Genomic DNA, 17785 nt, shown 5'->3' with positions numbered 1-17785 from the left:
TGTTAATGACGGGCAATACCCAGCGAGGAATAGGTTACGCCCATCCCTGCGGCAAACAGTAATGCCCGTTTGAAATCGTGTTGTGTCTCTGCCGTGAGCAGGTTATAGAAAACGTCAGAGCAGTAGGTATGTCCGGTCTGACGGATATTGGTGGTATATAGTTTCCCCTCCCAGCCCAGTTCTCTGGATACCCGGTTGAGTAAAGGCAGATTCAGGTTATAGGGCAGAATCATCTCTGGCTCGGAAAGTGTTTCTGACCGGAGGAAATCAAGCATACCGGTATAAAAATCTGCCATCATGGCGCGTTTTTCTGTGGCACTCATATTTTCCGGGTTTTTATAGAACCGGCTGAGATGTTTTACTCTGGAAGCGGTGACTTTCCATTGTCCGTCCAGCGGAGACAGCAGGCAGGCGGCCGACATCTCTCCCAGTATACCGACAGTCATTTTGTTCAGATCCGGTGCAAAACTTTTTTCACCGCTCAGGACAATCACAGGAACAGTCTCGCCGTTCTGATACATCCGGTTGGTCAGGTGGACAGCACTGAGACCTGATGCACAATGGTTCAGGCTGAGGGTGAGTGATTTCCAGTGCCGGAGACCGCATGATTTTGCCAGCGTCTGTAACCAGTGCTTGTCAAAGAAGGTATTGTGTGTCTGGGTTTTGGTATAAAACAGATAGCCAGTCTGCTGACGCAGGGCCGGATTCTGATTGAGTAGTGCCGTTAATGTCTCTTTCAGCATCGCTTCATGGGAGAGCCGGTTCATGGCGATCTGTTCCAGTTGATAGATGCGCTGATAAACCCGGGCTTCTTTTTCGGAAATATCGTGACTTAGTCCCAATTCATCCAGTGGGATGAAAGAAGTACTGTCTGACTTGCTACATTGAATATCTACGATATAAGTCATTGCATTTTCCATGATCACTGAGTCGCCCGATATCTGTACTAAGTGACGAGACATCATTGTGGTTAAATATATTTAAAAATAATAAAAACAGAGATTGTGAAATAATCTATTTCATCTGGTTTTGATATAGAATCTCTATCGATAGAATAATTGTTAGCTATTTTTCTGACATTTTTTTGACTGAAATTGCTTGTATTAGAAATGTCTCGGAATTTTAAAAATATTTTTATTTATAAGTACAATTTCAGTCAAAAAACTCAAATTGAGCAAGGTAACATTAGCATCATTCAACGGATCTCTAGGGAATAGAGTTTTATGTTTTTCGATAAGTGTAATGTAGAGCAGATACTACTATCTGAATTAAAAAACATTGGATTAGATGACGGTAAAATAAATCATATTATCGGTGGTGGTGATATATATAGTGCCTCCGGCCTTTTAGATTCAGCCAGCTTGGTATCTTTGATTGCCGGGTTGTGTGAAAGAATAGAAAATGAATTAAAGCAAGAGTTTGACTTGTTTTCATGCATGGACAGTAATTTTCTTGCTCATTTTAAAAATATGATTACATTGACGGATTATTTAGTCGGGAGTTTAAGTTATGCATAATTTTAAATTCCAGACTGAATATATTAACTCATTGCATGTTGATCAGGTTGAAATAGAAAAAATTGCCGCGACAGTAAAAACACCTTTTTATGTTTACAGTGCGAATCAGTTAAAAAATCATCTGATAACATTAAAAAATACCTTACCGGATGCGCTGAATTATTTTTATTCTCTGAAAGCGAATCCAAATCTTTCTTTAGTCGGAATCATTCATCAACAGGGTGTCGGTTGTGAAGTCTGTTCACTGGCTGAACTGGAAACCGCGTTGGCTGCGGGGGCATCTCCGGCAGAAATTATTTTTGTCGGACCGGGTAAATCGGAACATGAGCTGAGTCGTTGTGTGGCGCTGGGGATTAAAGCCGTTGTGGTTGAATCGTTATCTGAGTTGGCATTATTGAACAAGCTGGCAGAGAATGCCGGTGTTGTTCAGCCGTTTGCCTTTCGGATTAATCCTAATTTTACCTCGGAGAAAGCACGTCTGGTGATGAGTGGTAAGCCACGCCAATTTGGGATTGATGAACACCTCGTGCTGGAAACCCTGAATCATCTGGATCAGTATCCCCATGTTGCGTTGGAAGGGATTCATATTTATCTGGGGACTCGGATTTTGGATGCGGAGGCGGTCGTAGCGAATACCCGTAATATTCTGTCATTGGCAGAGACAATTCAGCGGGAATATGGTGTTACCCTGAATTTTGTCGATATCGGTGGCGGGCTTGGCGTGCCTTACTATCCGCGAGAGACAGAACTTGATCTGGACGCTGTTGCGACCGGGATTGAGCCTGTGATTCGTGAATTTCGCGATCACTTCCCGGAAACAAAGTTAATTATGGAGTTGGGACGCTTTATTGTCGGACGCTCCGGTATGTTCGTGACACGGGTACGTTATTTGAAGGCATCGAAAGGCAAAATGTTTGCTGTGTGTGACGGGGGCTCAAACTGTCACGGTGCGGCTGCAGGGCTTGGTTCTGTGATTCGCAAGAACTTTCCGATTGCCCGTCTGGGGACTGCACATCATGCGCATGATGTGCAGCATTACATGCTCACCGGCCCGCTCTGCACACCGACGGATCTGATTGGTGATGACGTGCCGCTGCCCCAGTTGGATGAAGGTGATCTGATTGGTATTTTTCATTCAGGGGCTTACGGACCGACGGCTTCTCCGGTGTACTTCCTGAGTTTTGGTTACCCTTCGGAAGTGCTGGTGGACGGTGATCAGCTCATCGTCATTCGTCATGCCGATGGTGTTGAACATATGCTGGCGCAACAGCAACCACAGCCGCTTGCTGTGTGATAGTGCCGGAAACGAAACTGATGACGTTATCACTCAACCCAGCAACACTCATCTGTATGCCATTTTTCGAAACGGCAATGCCACAGCCACCGACCATCGTCAGCGAAGCGCGGGTCAATCATTATTTGCAGGCATTCTATCAGGCCAACGGCCAGCCATTTGTGCCGGAGGACAGTCATGTCCGGGAGTGGCTGGCGGGAGAGAATCAGGTCTCTTTTACGACGATGGCCGAAGCCCTGGTGACACAAATCGTGACCCGGACTGATTTGAGTGATCTCGATATGGTGATTCTGGCGCACTGGACACCGGATGCTGAACTGGGACAGGCCGTGACCAATTATGTTTTACACCGATTGGCGCTGGAAGATACCTTTGCATTTGCTTTTAGTGATACAGGGCTGGTATCACCTGTCATGGCACTTGACTGTATTGATCGCTATCTACCTTCACAGAAGGGAAAAGCGTTGTTGCTGGTGATGGATCAGAACAGTCTGATGTTTCATTCACCAGTGGTTGATCAGCACCCGATATCTAATGCTGCCTCCGGTATGGTGGTCGAACGTAACAGCGCAGGACGACAGATTCATGTCCGGATTCATGAGGGTACTGAGCCCGGAGCAGAAAACACGGTGTTACAGCAGGTATCCGAACAGTACGGGCTGATGGCTGAATCGACGACCGTCATCTGTGCTCCAGAGATTGCAGCTCGGCTGAGTCCACAGCGACACATTCGTTGTACCCGGCCAGATTTGCTCTGTGCAGCACCATTTTGGGAAATGCAACAGGCTATCGCGGCCGGTGGTCCTTTTGCACAACACTTTGTGTTGTTGAGTCAACATCAGGAAAAATTTTATGTCCTGATTGTAACTTCGGGTCGCACACTATGAAAATCATTGATGTTGCAACACATATCAATCCGTCACTGATGCCGCTGGAACAACTACACCAGCATTATCAATGGGGAGAGAGAAATCAGAAAATATTCAGCCGCTTTCACAAGCTGGAGTCGGCCTGTATTTTTCCTCATCAGTCACTGGCTGAAAATTTGGCGACCTGTCTGGAACGCTTGCTGGCGCAACATCCGGACAAGCTGGATGCGATTACGCATGTCGCGTATGCCCATTCCCTGCACACGACTTATCCTTTTGATGTCCGGCTGCTGGAATCGATTGTTCGCCAGCAGTTGTCTGAGCGGGTTGAAGTGATGTCTCTGACGCAGGGCTCATGTGCTTCTTCATTTATGGGATTGGCATTATTGGATAAAGTCTGCCGTGTCAGCCCGAGTGACGCATCCCCGCAACCAACTTATGCCATTTTGCTCACCGGTGATAAATGCTTTCATGAAACCGTTCAGTATGTGGATCAGAATGGTTTGTTCGGTGAAGGATGCACGGCAGTGCTGGTCTCATCTCATCCCGATACGACGGGTCTGAAGATTCAGGGACTGAGTTGGTCGATGATTGGCGGCATCAGTCACCGGACCGTAGATACCAGCCGAGAAGACGAAAACCGTTATGACCGCTCTTTTATCCCGACCATGATGGATGCGATCGATAAAGCGCTGGTGCAGGCCGGGATTTCTGCCGGGGAAATTCATACGCTTTTACCTTACCACATGAGTCCACCGACCTTTGACCGGTTGGCGGATCGGCTGGGAATTGAACGCCACCAGATTTACCGCAAGAACCTGTATCGGGTTGGCCACTGTTTCTGCGGTGATGCTTTTATTAATTTGCATGACTTCTGGAAAGAGGACAACCAGCACGTTTCACCGGGTCCCATGCTGGCCGTAGCCGCCGGTGTGGCAGGAACATTCAGCGCGATGGTGCTGTCAGCATAGGAATTTAAGTTCATGGACATTAACAGACAAATTTTAAGTGAATATCTTGATTTCAGTGCGTATCATACGCCGGAAAAGCTTGCACTGATCGATGCCAACCAGCAGATGAGTTACGGTCAGTTAAGGCATCATGCTCTGCAACTCGCCCGCTATATATCTCGACAAGGCGTCGGGCGTGGTGATCGAGTGATGTTGTATATGACCAACTCGATCTCCTTTATTCAGTGCTTCTGGGCGATCCAATATCTGGGCGGTGTTTTTATCCCGGTGAATCCGGAGACCAAGTATGAAAAGCTGGCTTGGCTGATCGATGACAGTGAATCAGCGCTGGTAGTGGTTGATGAAGCGTTGATGGCGGAATTCGGCAAAGCCCGTGAGGTGATGAAAAGCCAGCCGGCGCTACTGGTCAATGGTCTGTTCAGTGATGGCGTGACCTCACTGGAACAAGCACTGAATGGTGAATATTCTCAGACGGATCTGAATCCACCGATATCTCAGGATTTAGCGGCAATTATTTATACGTCCGGTTCAACCGGCATGCCGAAAGGGGTCATGCTCACTCAGAAAAATATGGTGGTCGCTTCTAAATCCGTCTCAACTTATCTGCGGCTGTCCTCATCTGATCGTATTTTCTGTGCGCTGCCGCTGAGTTTTGATTACGGCCTGCATCAGGTAACGATGTCTGCCCTGCATAGCGCAACACTGATCATTGAAGCCTCTTTCAGTCAGCCGCTGTTTGTGATGCATCGTCTGGTGAAGCAGCAGGCGACCGTTTTTCCGATGGTGCCAACCATGCTCAGCCTGATTGAACCGCTGGCAAAACGCTTCGACCTCTCCTGTGTCCGAACCGTGACCAATACTGCTGCGGCATTACATCCGGATGCGATCGATAAAGTTCAGAAAATATTTTCTGCTGCACAGCTCTATTCAATGTATGGCCTGACGGAGTGTCACCGCTGTACCTATCTGGAGCCGGAGATGTTGCCACAACGCAAAGAGAGTGTCGGTAAGGCCATCCCCAATACCGAAATGTGGCTGGTGGATGATGAAGGGCGGGAATACCGCAGCAATGCCACCGGAGAGCTGGTGATTCGCGGTGATACCGTAATGCCCGGTTACTGGCGTAATCCGGAGAAAACCGCAGAGAAACTGAAACCGGGCCGCTATCCCGGAGAGATGGTGCTGTATACCGGCGATATCTGCCGTCTGGACGATGAAGGTTATCTCTATTTTGTTGGCCGGAAGGATGAAATTCTTAAAAGTTGTGGTGAAAAGGTTGCACCAAAAGAAGTTGAAACGGTGATCGCTGCACTTGCCGGTGTTGCACAGGTAGCGGTGATCGGTGTGCCGCATGCGGTCTACGGTGATGAAATCGTAGCCTGGGTCGAACAGCAGACTGAGCTCAGCCGGGAACAGATTAAAGTGTGGTGTCAGCAGCACCTGGAGTCTTACATGGTGCCACACCGGTTCTTCATCAGGGATTCTCTGCCGAAAAACGGCAACGGAAAAATTGACAGGCCATTGCTCGGAAAGCTGAGTCAGCCCGTTGCAACGTCAGAAGAACTGTTTGCATAAAATTTATTTGCATAAGGAAAATAAAATGGATAGCTACGTGAATCATGTGATAAATGCAATTGGCCTGGTCATGGAGATTGATGATGTATCTGAACTTCATGAGGCGACTCAGATTGAACGGGATCTGGGTTTTGACAGTGGATTATACATTGAACTGATTATGTATCTCGAAGAAGCTGTCGAAGGGCTGCATATCGATCCGGCATCGCTGGATATCAAAGACTTCGAATCAGTTGGTAGCATTGCCCGCTATATCGAAAGATTGTGTGTCGATAAGGTGGCCTGATGAATCTGCATCATGAGCGTCTGTTCGCTGTTTTTAGCGCATTCCGGACCAGTGAAGGGATGGCTTATCATCATGTCGATGGCGACCTGAGTTACCGCCAGCTTTTTGATGCTGCGGTGGCACTTGCCGAACAACTGAATACCAGCAATACCGATGAGAGCGAGGCGGTACTGATATACGGGCATAAGAACTGCCGGTATCTAATCGCTTATTGGGCATGCATTCTGGCCGGGAGAATATTCGTTCCGGTAGAGCCAGAAAACAGTACAGAGCGATTACGTCAGATCATTGCCAGTGCACAAGCGACACTGATTCTCGATGCTCATAACTTTGATATGGATAATAGTAGACTGGATACACTTGGTGTTTCTTGTTTGGTCGTTGAGCCGGAAACTGGCTATTCTGGTACGGAAAATGAACAAAAACTAGTTGATTTGCTCAGTGTCCGGAACGTCAGTCAGGCGACGGATACGATGTACATTATGTTTTCGTCCGGCACAACCGGCCAGCCCAAGGGAATTGCCGTCAGTTATGCCAATGTTGCAGATCTGGTCATGTGGCTGGAACATGCTTTCCCGGTTGACGGTAGTGTCAGTGGCAACATCCGTTACTGTTTTGATGTCTCGCTGTATGAACTCTGGCTGGCCTGGATCAATCTCAAACCGATCTCAGCGCTGGATCATCATGAGTTTATCAATACCCGGAAATACATTGGCAGACACCAAGATTACGGTGTGACAACCTGGGTTTCTACGCCGACGATTACCCGTTATTACCTGAAAGACCGCCAGTTTTGTGCCAGTCAGCTCCCTCATCTCTCTCACTTCATTTTTTGCGGAGAAGTATTGTCCAAAGAGATGGTCGTGCAGTTATGGGAACGCTTTCCCGGTTGTCGCGTGACGAATACTTATGGCCCGACGGAATGTACGGTGGCCGTCACTGCGACGGATATTTTGCCGGTGCATGTCCATAACGGCCAGCCATTACCACTGGGCCGGGTTCGTCCCGGTAGCGAAATCCGGATTGATCGGATTCAGGAACATGGTCGCGGAGAAATTATCATCCGGGGAGATGCCGTTGGTCCGGGTTATATCTGCGCGCCGGCCAAGCAGCAGGCGCGCTTTTCCGTTGACCCGGTTGATGGCGTCCGGGAATACCGAACCGGAGATATCGGTTCTCTTGACGGCGACATGCTCTATTTCTGGGGAAGGGGCGATCGGGAATGCAAAATTCAGGGATATCGTATCGACTTGAATGAAGTTGAGGCTTATCTGCGCCAACTGGACGAGATCAAAGAAGTCTTTGTCGAACCTTGGTTCCGCAAAGATGATTTACAGGGGATACGAGCCTTCGTGCTGCCCGAGCAGGAGAGCGATTTTCAGCAGCTTGCGGCCGGTATGGCCGATAACTTTCCATCGTACATGGTGCCCAGATTTTGGTATGCCATCGAAGACGATGTATTAAACCTGAATAGTAAGCTAGATCGCCGGTCGGTCAGCGATAAAGCACTCAAAAAAGGGAATTGTTATGTTTTCAAATATGATGCAGGCAATCATTGACAGAATCCATGAACAACCGGAGCAGATTGCGCTGGTGAACCGTCAAGGACGGGTTGATTTTCGGACGCTGGGCGAAAGAACGCAGGCGATTGCTGATGAAATCCAGCAACGTCATCCGAACCGGGTCCTGATCTACGGACATAAAGAGCTGGATACATTTGCCAGTATGCTGGCCTGCACATTGTGCGGTGTTTCCTTCACGGTGGTTGATGCCGCGAATCCGCCATACCGGCTGTTACAGATTGCGGCAATGCATGAGGCTGATCTGCTGATCCTTGGCGCACCATCCTATCTGGACCAGACGCTAAGCCGAGAAAATCATTTTATTGCGGCACACCAACCTTCGGTTGATTTTCGCTTCCAGCAATGGGACTGCGGAGATAATACGATTTTCTATGTGCTGTCAACTTCGGGAAGTACCGGTGTACCGAAAGGTGTGATGATTGGCTATGACAGCTTCGGGCATTTCTATCAGTGGTATAAAGCGTGTCTGACACGCAACCATTCTGGTGGTGCTCATGTCAATCACGCCTGTCTGGCTTTCGACATGGGGATTCTTGACTGTTTTCCTTCTCTGGCGGTTGGCAAAGCTGTGGTAATGCTACCGCACGAGTATAACGCTTTACCCCGTCAGAATATCTACCTGATGACTCAGGAAGCTGATGTTGAAGTATCAAGTTGGTTCTCCACGCCCAGTTTTCTGGAAATGATGTGTCTGGATCCGAAATTCAATGCGCAGTCTCTGCCGGGAATGCGGGTGTTCTTTGTCGGTGGAGAATTTGTGCCGCATCAGTTGATTGCCAAAATCGAAGCGCGGTTTCCTCAGGCGCAGGTACTGCATGCTTATGGTCCGACGGAAACCACCTGTGTGACACATGCCTGTCCGGTGACGGCTGATGATATGCACTATTCGCAGCGGTTGTCTCTGGGACAGCCGCTGGGCATCAACCGTATCCGTATCGAAGATGATGATGGGCAGGAACTGCAAGTCGGTGAAATCGGGGAAGTGGTGATTTACGGTGCTCAGGTTGCGCAGGGATATCTGCCGGCTTCCCATCCGCAGAACGTTGCATTCGGGAGCAGAGACGGAGAACGTTTTTACCGTTCGGGTGACTTTGGCTATGTGGATGAGTCCGGCAATTTGTTTCTGCAAGGACGCAAAGACGGGCAGGTCAAATGGAACGGTAACCGTATCGAACTGGTTGAAATAGAAAACGTTGCAGCCCGTTCCGGTCGGGTTCGTCAGTCGGCAGTGATTCCGATTTATGGGCAGGACAAACTGACCCAACTGGTGATGTTTGTCCTGCTTGAACGGGATACTGATGATGATCGTCAGGCATTCGAGCAGTTTCTGCTCCAGAACCTTCCCCGTTACATGGTGCCATCATCAATCCATTTTGTGACAGCTTTGCCGATGAGCCTGCACGGTAAAATTGACCGGGTGAAACTACAGTATCAATGGCATGAGCAGCAAGTGAGTTAGTGAGCCACAACACAAGGCAGAGGAAATAAAAATGAAATTCGATAACCGATTATCCGCCGAGGGGCAGGCCATCCGGGATTACGTGACAGCAACACTGGAAGAAGGCCGGATACTTGGTCGCCTGATCGATGAAGATCCTGACAATTACCGGGTTACGGCTCACTATTCACTGGCTCAGCAGATGAACCGACTTGGATTACCCGAAGTTTATAACCCGACGCCGATTGAATTAGCCAACGGACAGGTTTTACATGAATTGACCGTGGTGCAGCGCTGTCTGTTTTACGAAGCGCTGGGGTATGTGGAACCAAACCTGATTTTTGCCTGCCCGACACCGGGCATGGCCGGATTTGTATTGCAGGGATTGGGCAATCCGGAGCAGCAGGCGCGTTTCTTTAGCCTATTCCGCGACCAGCTGAGCTGGAGCTGTTTTGCGATGAGTGAACCGACCGTTGGTTCCGATGCCGGGAATATCAAAACGCAGGCCACGAAAGTGGATGGTGGTTATCTGATCAACGGTGAAAAATATTTCATTGGCAATGGCATTCATGCGGATATCGGGGTTGTTTTTGCCCGGACCAATCAGAATTCACTGGGCACCGATGTTTTTCTGTTCGAGCCCGCTGAAGTTGAGGGATTCTGCCGGAAGCGGCTGCCGGTACACGGTGTACCGGGATGTAATGTTTCTCATTTGGTTTTTGAAGATATGTTTGTTGCCGATGATGCGCTATTAGGGGCGCACCTGAAACCGACTCAGCGCTTTTCCGGTGCGGCAATTGCGACATTTGACAGCCTGCGACCCTGTGTCGGTGCTCTGGCATTGGGGAGTGCCAGAGCCATGCTGGATTATGTGCTTCAGCATGAGTTGATCGATGCTGTCTATCATCAGACATGGCTGAAATCGGCGCAGTTCCGTCTTGCTGGTGCACTACAGAACCTGTTAGCCATTTCTGCCCGTTATGACCGGGGGGAAACGGTCACGAAGCAGATCGGTCTGGCGAAAGCTAAAGCTGCGGAAATAGCAGAGTTGGTGGTTGAAGAAGCACTGCATCGCTGTCATAGCGGAGTATTAGTGCAAGATCAGATGCTGGCAAAACTACACCGGGATATCAAATGTTTCGAATATGCAGAAGGTACCCGCAATGTACATCTGCTCAATGGGGCGATGTTATTCAGGGAGGTTGCCTGATGAACGGGCCGGATGACGGTACAGTAACCTTATGGCTGAATGATTTGGTGGTATTCCGTCCGACATCTCAAGTGAACCGGCTGACAGATGACGAGCTGGCCGGTCTGACGCCGTGGTTGGCGGTTCATCCGGAGGTGGACAGACAGCGGTTAATTCGCTGTACCTCTGACGCTCTTTACCGACAGGTCGCGATGTTCTGCCAGCCGCAGACAACAAACCGTCAGGCGGCATTGTTGATGATTCACCGTTATGCACAATTAGACAGCAAAACCCCGCAACTGCAAAAACGGTTGGCGGAGAGCCATGCGATTTCCCGTGCATTAGGGATGAAATGTAGTGGTCCGGAGCCGACCTCGGCCCATCTGCAACTGGCCGGAGCAATGTTGGCAGAAAGTGACGACTGTCTGATGATTTTTGATGGTTTTCGGGAATTTGGTATGGCGGAAAGTGAAAGCGGGGCAGCGATGATTCTCTGTGCCCGTTTTGGCCGGACTGCTGAACAGTATGAAGGGCAATGTTTTGTTCCGGTTGCTTTGGGGGATATTACCCGTCCAGAGTTCTCTGTCTGGCAGCAGGTGATGACGTTGATATGTCAGCCTCAGCCGGTCCTTCCCATGCAGGCAATGCCTGATAGAGGCACTTTTCTGCGCTACGACATGCGGGAGATGAATGGGGATAGCCTTAATGCATAGATATAGCGTCAGTGAATCTAGGCCCGAGCGCCTGAATTCCTATCGGTGGTGTGCGTTGTTTGATGATTTTGAACGGCCACGTTGTCTGCCGATGCGCAAAGAGGCTGTGGTGTGGATGGCACAAGCTGAACAACTGACGCTGGAGACTGCTTTTGGGCCAGTATCGGTTTATCGGCAGGGGAAAGTGACTGCTCCGCAAGTCTTAATGATTCATGGTTGGGGTGGATATGGCGGCATGTTTTCGGAACTGGCGTTGCAACTCAATGCCTGCGGTTTCTGTGTCCTGATTCCGGATCTGCCGGGGCATGGACACAGCGATAAGTGTACGCAAAGCAGTTATACATTGCAGCTTGAAGTGCTGAACATGATTATCGAAACCTTTGGGCCGGTAACACATCTTATCGGCCACTCTGTCGGAGGGTTGTTGGCGGCAATGTTTCTTGCCAAGCCGCAGGCTCGTGCATTCAGCACTCTTGTCTTGCTGGCTGCACCCCAGAGCCTTGAATCACTGTTCCGGGCTTATCTTCGGTCTTTGGGAAAAGATGCGGAAGATGCCCGTCAGCTTGCCATCCGCTATCAGATGCTGACCGGGTTACCGGAAGCGTGTCTGACGGAAGCCATTTATGAACAGGATGTGGATCTGCTGATTTGTCATGGGCTGAACGATCAGCGTTTTGAACCGACAGAATCCATGTCAATTCACGCAATGGTTCAGGCGGAACAGATCTTTTTCAGCCGTGACACCGGCCATCTCGGGATGCTGAATTGTTCCGAACTTCATCAAACAGTCAGCAACTTCCTTCTTCGTTACTCAAATGCTGAGTCATGCAGGTAAATCAAATGAGATGCAATATTAGAGATATAGAAGTCAATTTTGCCGCGGGACAACAGACGCTGCATGAGGCAGCCGAATCATTAGGACTCTCCGGTGTTGAAACCCGGATGTTTGACCGTTTTTACGGACTCAGATCATTTCCGCATCAGGACGAAGAAACGATTGGCGAAATGATTCGTCCGGCACTGGAGCGGTTGTCCAGCCGACATCCCGCGTTGAACGGGCGGGTGAAACATGTTGTGCACTGTCATACGATTCCGACAGTGTTTCCTTTCGGAGATAACCAAATTGCCAGACAGGTTACTGAGATTTTCGGCCCGCAGACCGAGTATGCCAGTTATACCATGAGCCACTGCGCAACCGGACTCTCTGTGCTGGATTATGTCTCAGCGCAACTAGACGACGATGAATATGCGATTGTGCTGATTGCCGAAAAGGCATTTCACCGCTGGGTTCAGCTGATTCCTGATACCACCATCATGGGGGAAGTGTCCTGTGCCGTGCTGCTGAGTCGCAATGGTGAGCAATTTCGGATTACGGATAATGTCACCAGTCGGGATGGTTCTTTTAGTCTCAATAGTGGTTATCCAGAAGATGCGGAGCCGCATTCATTTCAGGATAAATATTTTACGTTTACCCAGAACCATATAGATTACACATTACAACACAGTGGTCTGTCATGGGGCGATATTAAATATTTGGTACCACATAATGTGAATATTTCTTCTTGGAAACAAATAGCTAAAAATATGGGTTTACCGCCAGACTTATTATTTCTTGAAAATATCAGTCAATATGGTCATTGCTTTGGTGCCGACCCATTTATTAATCTGAAGACGTTATTCGAATCCGGGCGGTTAAATTCGGGAGATAAAGTGATGTTGATGACCGTCGGGCTTGGTGCGACAGCATCGTCTGCGATTATTGAATGTGGTGAAAGTATTTAATTCATTCACCGAACTGCAATTCTAATCAATTTATTTATAGCTGATTTGATATGATCGAATTATCCATGAAATATTAAATTATTAGCCAATGGAGCACGACCATGTGTATTGAAAAGGAACTTAAATTATCTGGGCTGGATAAACATTTAAGTAAATTTGCACAAGCCGGTTTATTGATTGAAACCGACTCTGATGCAGCGCGTCAATTACTGAATGATGACGTTTTGCTGGCAATTTCTCATATTGGATTACCGGATCAATATAATCCTTACCGGGAACGCCTGAATGAAATGGCATTTGACCCGGAAAATTTCATCCATTATCTGGCATTGGTTGAGTATATTTCGAGATTTGACGCCAGTGGCATGATGGCAATGCCGGGGACATCATTATCCTGCCGGGCGGTCATGGCACAGGGAAATGAAGCTCAGCAGGAATTCTTTTTCTCCCGTTATCTGCAACAGCCGGCCTGGACATTTTTTGCGGTGACTGAACCTGATTTCGGCTCAGATGCACAGGGAATCGCTGCCACACTGACACCGAAAGATAACTATTTTCTGCTTAATGGCGAGAAAATGTTCATCGGTGGCGCTCAGCTTGCCAGTGTCGGACTGGTCTTTGCCCGCATGGGGAATAGCCAGCGGTTGGTGATGGTGGAACCGGCCGCGCATCAGGAAACATTTACTGTCACACCGCTGGAGGCCTATGGTCTTGCCGGTGCCGGACTCTCCCGGATTGAGATGCGTAACCTACCGGTCAGCGGAGAACAGGTTCTCGGTCTGCATGAAAGTGGTCTGCGGCAGGGAATTACCGCGATCGGAACGGTGTTTGAAAAACACCGCCCGCTGGTTGCAGCGATGGCATTGGGCACGGCAAGAGGTTTATTAGCCGCGCTGGAACAGGCACATGTCACCGGGCTGGCGTATCAATGGCGTCAGTATCATGCCTTGTATCAGAAACTGCTTCAGGTGGGTGACGGTTATCAGCATGGCGATGCCAAAGTGCATCTGACCAGCCAACTGAAACATCAGGCGACCCGCTTTGCGGAACAGGTCGCGCTCTTGCTGCCACAGTATCTGCCTGAGCAGTGGCTGACCGATGTGACGTTGCAGAAACGTTACCGGGATGCTTTTGCCTTCGAATATATGGAAGGCACATCCAATATCCATCGTCTGAATGCTTTTCGTTCTTACACGGCAAGTTTAGGGGCAGCGTGATGAAAACGGTCATCAATCAACAACAGATCATTTGGGATACATTCGGCAATTTGGAAACATTTAACCCGGAGTGGCTGGAACAGCAGGATCACTGGGAAGACTTCATCGCGGCCTTCTTCAAATCCAATGGTCTGGCTTATGATAGCGACATGAGCCGGGTAGAATCCTGCATCCGCTCTGAAGATAAAGCGGCCTTTGCCAGTATGTTCGAACGACTGCTGCCCCGCCTTCGTCAGCGTACGGATTTAAGTGATGTCGATACTGTGATTCTGGCGCACTGGACACCCGATTTGCATCTGGGAACCTCGGTGGTGAATTACGTGATTCATACTCTGGAATTGGGCGAACAGAGTTTCGGGCTGGCGATCAGTGATCGTGGTCTGTCGGCTCCGTTTATGGCGCTGGACTGTATCCACCGCTACATTCAGGAAAGAGACAGCTCAGCCCTGTTGCTGATCGCTGATCAGAAACACTTGCTGTACCGTTCTTCACTGATGGATGAACTGGCTCCGGAGAACAGTGCCTGTATTGTCAAGATCAGCCGTTCCGGCAGCGGATGGACCTATGCCGGATACCGCAAGCACACTCATGTGACCGAGCGAGATATTGACCAGTCAGTTCAGGAAATGATCACTCACTTTGGCCTCGCTCCGGAAACTCGGATCATTGCTTCCCCGACACTGCTGGCACGTTTGTCTTGTGAATCAGAGTTATCTTCCAGACCGTTACCGGAACATGATGACTTGCCACGGGCGAGTCATAAAAAGCATATCGCGATTGACGACAAACTTCTGTGTGCTGCTCCGTTTGCTGCCCTTGAACAGTATGGTCAACCGGATCAGGATTATCTGCTGATTCGTCATGATGACGGTATTCTGACTGGGGTTGGTTTTACGCATCAGGAGGAAGATTTATGCGCATAGCTGCAATGTCTTCTTTTATTCCAGATTTACGTATTGATGCCGGGGAGATCGTTCAGGCTGCCGGAGGTAGGGCTGTCGATGCCAGAGTCTTCCGTCAACTGTTCGGGATCGATTGTGTGGCCGCATTACCGGAAGACATGAGCCTCCGTCAGGCGTTTCTCCGATTGCTGTCGGAGAGCACACTGCTTGCGGATGAACCTGCAATTGATACGCTGGTTTATGTTCATGCTTTTCCGGTTCAGCACGCAGATGGGATTGATTTCCCCGGTGAGCTGTGCCGGAGTCATCCGGCTCTGAGTCAGGTCGAGCGCTGCTACGAAGTGAATCAGCATAACTGTGGTAGTGCCTTCTGGGGGCTGTCACTGGCGAAATCACTACTTGATTGTGGCGTGGCAACCCGAGTGATGCTGCTGATCGGTGATTCATTCTCACAATTTCCGCTCGGTCAGCGCTATATTCCCGGCTGTACCATGATGGGTGACGCTTTTGTGGCTCTGGTCGTCGATGATCTTCCTGGCGGGTGCCAGATTGAGCAGCTCTATTTGAAGCATCATCCGGAATTTCATGGCGGACTGTTTGGTGATGAGCAACAAAACCGTGAATTCTTTGCCGCGCATCATCACATGGTGATAGATGCATTGCAGGCTCTCGCGTTTGATACGCATCGTCGGCAGGTCATTCTGCCGCATAACATCAATAAACTGAGCTGGATGAACTTTGCCAGAACGATCCCGGAAACCGGTGCTTGTCTGGATCTGGCACTGTTGCCGGAAATAGGTCATTGCTGTGCTACCGATCCTTTTCTATTACTTCAGCGTTATTTTGATAATCAGGCGCTGCCCGGTGAGGAGGCTGAAGCCGAGGATATCGCGCTGCTTTCAATCGGTTCTGGTGCGTATGTCGGTGCCTGCCATGTTCATTTGTCACAATCCACGAACAGGATTCAGTGATGCACAACGAATTTCCGGGTCAGGGAGAAGAGCGTATGACCATATCACCACAACAGCTACCGACGGAGCACGTCACGCTGAAAAGACTCCATAGTTTTGGCATTCTCAAAGTGATTGAGGATGGCTTTAAACAACATCAGGGCGCATTCCGGCTCATCTGTGAAGGGGAAAGTGAACTGGTCATTTTGGGCAAGGCTGCGCATGTGCAGTACTGGCTCGATCATTACGATAGCTTTGTCAAAGAGATACACAAATTACCTTCATCATCGGCTGTCGGGCGGATCATCCTGGGTGACTCGCTGACATTTGCCAAAGATGGTGAAGAGTGGAAAAACGGCAGGAAAATGACCGCACCACTGGTCAGTCCGAAACTGGAACGCACCCATGCGGCTATGGCCAAAGCTGCTGACTGGATTACCGAGCGCTTTCTGACGGCGGCTTCCGGCACCGAAGGGATTGATGACATTTGGCCGATCTGCGTTGAATGGGCAGCCCGCAATGTGCTGGATCCGTTTATCGGCAGTGCGATTTCGGTTGAGGAAGGTGTGCGGTTCGTCACTCTGAATCACGAAATCTTCTTCCGGATGATTCAGATGGCGACAGCGGACAATCAGGAAGCGCTCCGCAATGATCCGGAACTGCTGGCCTATCAGGCGAAAATCCGTGAGCTGACTGAACGGGCACTGGTTACGGCAGAACCCGATACCATGGTTGCTGCACTGTCGCAGACTCTCGATATTGAGAATCAGCCACAGAATATGGTTTCGCTGGTGAACATGCTGATGGGGAATTTGTTCGGCAGTATTGATAATCCGGCAACGAATCTCTGCTGGTGCCTGATTCATTTGGCCCGCAATCCGGAAGTGATCGAACGAATCCAAGAGGAAGCTGAGAAACTGGAGAGTGTTGCGTGGTCGATTCAGCGCTGTCCGGTCACCATGGCGGTGGTAAAAGAGTCACTCCGGCTGACACCGGTTTCGCCAATTATTGAAAGAACGACCAGCGAAACGGTCGAGATTGACGGATGTCGGATCGACAAAGGGACTAATGTCATATTTTCGCCCTGGCTGATTCACCGGAATCACGAATACTGGGAAAATCCTGCGGAATTCAATATTGACCGCTTCCTGCAACTTAAACGACTTGACCCGACGACTTATCTACCGTTCGGCCAGGGGAAAAGAAATTGTGTCGGTATGACGCTCTCTCTCAATCAACTGGCATTTACCCTGCTGAAGTTATGCTCAGAATGCCGGTTTACGCTTGATCCACTGATGCAGATGTTAAATCTGCGGCCTAAGTTTGACACGAATCTTCATCCACGGGGTGTGGTTGCTTTTCAGGTCGCACCGCATGGCTCTCATCCGTCGGTATCATCGGTTGCTCCACAATCACAACATAGTGAACAATCCACCAATATGACACCATAGATATATGCGATAACAGTGTCATGAATAGGCTTGACGGCCTCAACCTAT

Annotated in this window: 17 protein-coding genes; 16 read left to right on the top strand and 1 reads right to left on the bottom strand. The window is 49.4% G+C overall.

Annotation, left to right across the window (positions count from 1 at the left end):
* Positions 1-2: 2 nt before the first annotated feature.
* Positions 3-908, bottom strand: a complete 906-nt coding sequence (locus OCU60_RS12205) for a beta-ketoacyl-[acyl-carrier-protein] synthase family protein (RefSeq protein ID WP_074373129.1) — start codon at positions 906-908, stop codon at positions 3-5.
* Positions 909-1223: 315 nt separating this feature from the next.
* On the opposite strand from OCU60_RS12205, the gene OCU60_RS12200 reads away from it, so the two are divergent.
* The 16 genes from OCU60_RS12200 (at position 1224) to OCU60_RS12125 (ending at position 17737) form a co-directional block, all read left to right on the top strand.
* Positions 1224-1517 carry a hypothetical protein gene (locus OCU60_RS12200; RefSeq protein WP_074373130.1) on the top strand — a complete coding sequence of 98 codons (294 nt, stop codon included), beginning with the start codon at positions 1224-1226 and terminating at the stop codon, positions 1515-1517.
* Positions 1510-2811: a type III PLP-dependent enzyme gene (locus OCU60_RS12195; RefSeq protein WP_074373131.1), complete on the top strand. Its 1302-nt coding sequence runs from the start codon at positions 1510-1512 to the stop codon at positions 2809-2811. The genes OCU60_RS12200 and OCU60_RS12195 overlap by 8 nt, the downstream gene beginning before the upstream one ends.
* A 20-nt stretch (positions 2812-2831) precedes the next feature.
* Positions 2832-3698, top strand: coding sequence for a hypothetical protein (locus OCU60_RS12190; RefSeq protein ID WP_139302114.1), 867 nt, complete (start codon positions 2832-2834; stop codon positions 3696-3698).
* On the top strand, positions 3695-4651 hold the full coding sequence (locus tag OCU60_RS12185) for a 3-oxoacyl-[acyl-carrier-protein] synthase III C-terminal domain-containing protein (protein ID WP_074373133.1): 957 nt from the start codon (positions 3695-3697) through the stop codon (positions 4649-4651). Before OCU60_RS12190 ends, OCU60_RS12185 begins: the two co-directional genes overlap by 4 nt.
* Before the next feature lie 12 nt (positions 4652-4663).
* Entirely contained in the window at positions 4664-6226 is a 1563-nt protein-coding gene (locus OCU60_RS12180) for a class I adenylate-forming enzyme family protein (RefSeq protein WP_074373134.1), read from the top strand.
* 25 nt (positions 6227-6251) lie between these two features.
* Entirely contained in the window at positions 6252-6512 is a 261-nt protein-coding gene (locus OCU60_RS12175; RefSeq protein WP_074373135.1) for a phosphopantetheine-binding protein, read from the top strand.
* Positions 6512-8071: an AMP-binding protein gene (locus tag OCU60_RS12170; protein WP_074373136.1), complete on the top strand. Its 1560-nt coding sequence runs from the start codon at positions 6512-6514 to the stop codon at positions 8069-8071. The genes OCU60_RS12175 and OCU60_RS12170 overlap by 1 nt, the downstream gene beginning before the upstream one ends.
* Positions 8040-9554 carry an AMP-binding protein gene (locus OCU60_RS12165; RefSeq protein WP_074373137.1) on the top strand — a complete coding sequence of 505 codons (1515 nt, stop codon included), beginning with the start codon at positions 8040-8042 and terminating at the stop codon, positions 9552-9554. Before OCU60_RS12170 ends, OCU60_RS12165 begins: the two co-directional genes overlap by 32 nt.
* 31 nt (positions 9555-9585) lie before the next feature.
* Positions 9586-10743, top strand: a complete 1158-nt coding sequence (locus OCU60_RS12160; RefSeq protein WP_074373138.1) for an acyl-CoA dehydrogenase family protein — start codon at positions 9586-9588, stop codon at positions 10741-10743.
* Positions 10743-11435, top strand: a complete 693-nt coding sequence (locus OCU60_RS12155; protein ID WP_074373139.1) for a hypothetical protein — start codon at positions 10743-10745, stop codon at positions 11433-11435. Before OCU60_RS12160 ends, OCU60_RS12155 begins: the two co-directional genes overlap by 1 nt.
* Complete coding sequence (locus tag OCU60_RS12150; RefSeq protein ID WP_074373140.1) at positions 11428-12270, top strand: alpha/beta fold hydrolase; 843 nt, start codon at positions 11428-11430, stop codon at positions 12268-12270. The genes OCU60_RS12155 and OCU60_RS12150 overlap by 8 nt, the downstream gene beginning before the upstream one ends.
* A gap of 5 nt (positions 12271-12275) precedes the next feature.
* A complete protein-coding gene (locus OCU60_RS12145) occupies positions 12276-13217 on the top strand; it encodes a 3-oxoacyl-[acyl-carrier-protein] synthase III C-terminal domain-containing protein (protein ID WP_074373141.1) in 942 nt (313 codons plus the stop codon).
* 101 nt (positions 13218-13318) lie between these two features.
* Complete coding sequence (locus tag OCU60_RS12140; protein WP_074373142.1) at positions 13319-14434, top strand: acyl-CoA dehydrogenase family protein; 1116 nt, start codon at positions 13319-13321, stop codon at positions 14432-14434.
* Positions 14434-15357 carry a hypothetical protein gene (locus tag OCU60_RS12135; protein WP_074373143.1) on the top strand — a complete coding sequence of 308 codons (924 nt, stop codon included), beginning with the start codon at positions 14434-14436 and terminating at the stop codon, positions 15355-15357. Before OCU60_RS12140 ends, OCU60_RS12135 begins: the two co-directional genes overlap by 1 nt.
* Complete coding sequence (locus OCU60_RS12130; RefSeq protein WP_074373144.1) at positions 15348-16307, top strand: beta-ketoacyl-[acyl-carrier-protein] synthase family protein; 960 nt, start codon at positions 15348-15350, stop codon at positions 16305-16307. The genes OCU60_RS12135 and OCU60_RS12130 overlap by 10 nt, the downstream gene beginning before the upstream one ends.
* Positions 16307-17737: a cytochrome P450 gene (locus OCU60_RS12125; protein ID WP_074373145.1), complete on the top strand. Its 1431-nt coding sequence runs from the start codon at positions 16307-16309 to the stop codon at positions 17735-17737. The genes OCU60_RS12130 and OCU60_RS12125 overlap by 1 nt, the downstream gene beginning before the upstream one ends.
* The last annotated feature ends 48 nt before the right edge of the window (positions 17738-17785 follow it).

Origin of the sequence: Vibrio spartinae, from assembly GCF_024347135.1 — a bacterium.
Classification (GTDB): Bacteria; Pseudomonadota; Gammaproteobacteria; order Enterobacterales; family Vibrionaceae; genus Vibrio; species Vibrio spartinae.
Note: the sequence above shows the minus strand (reverse complement) of the source record. Positions and strands in the feature narration are given on the sequence as shown.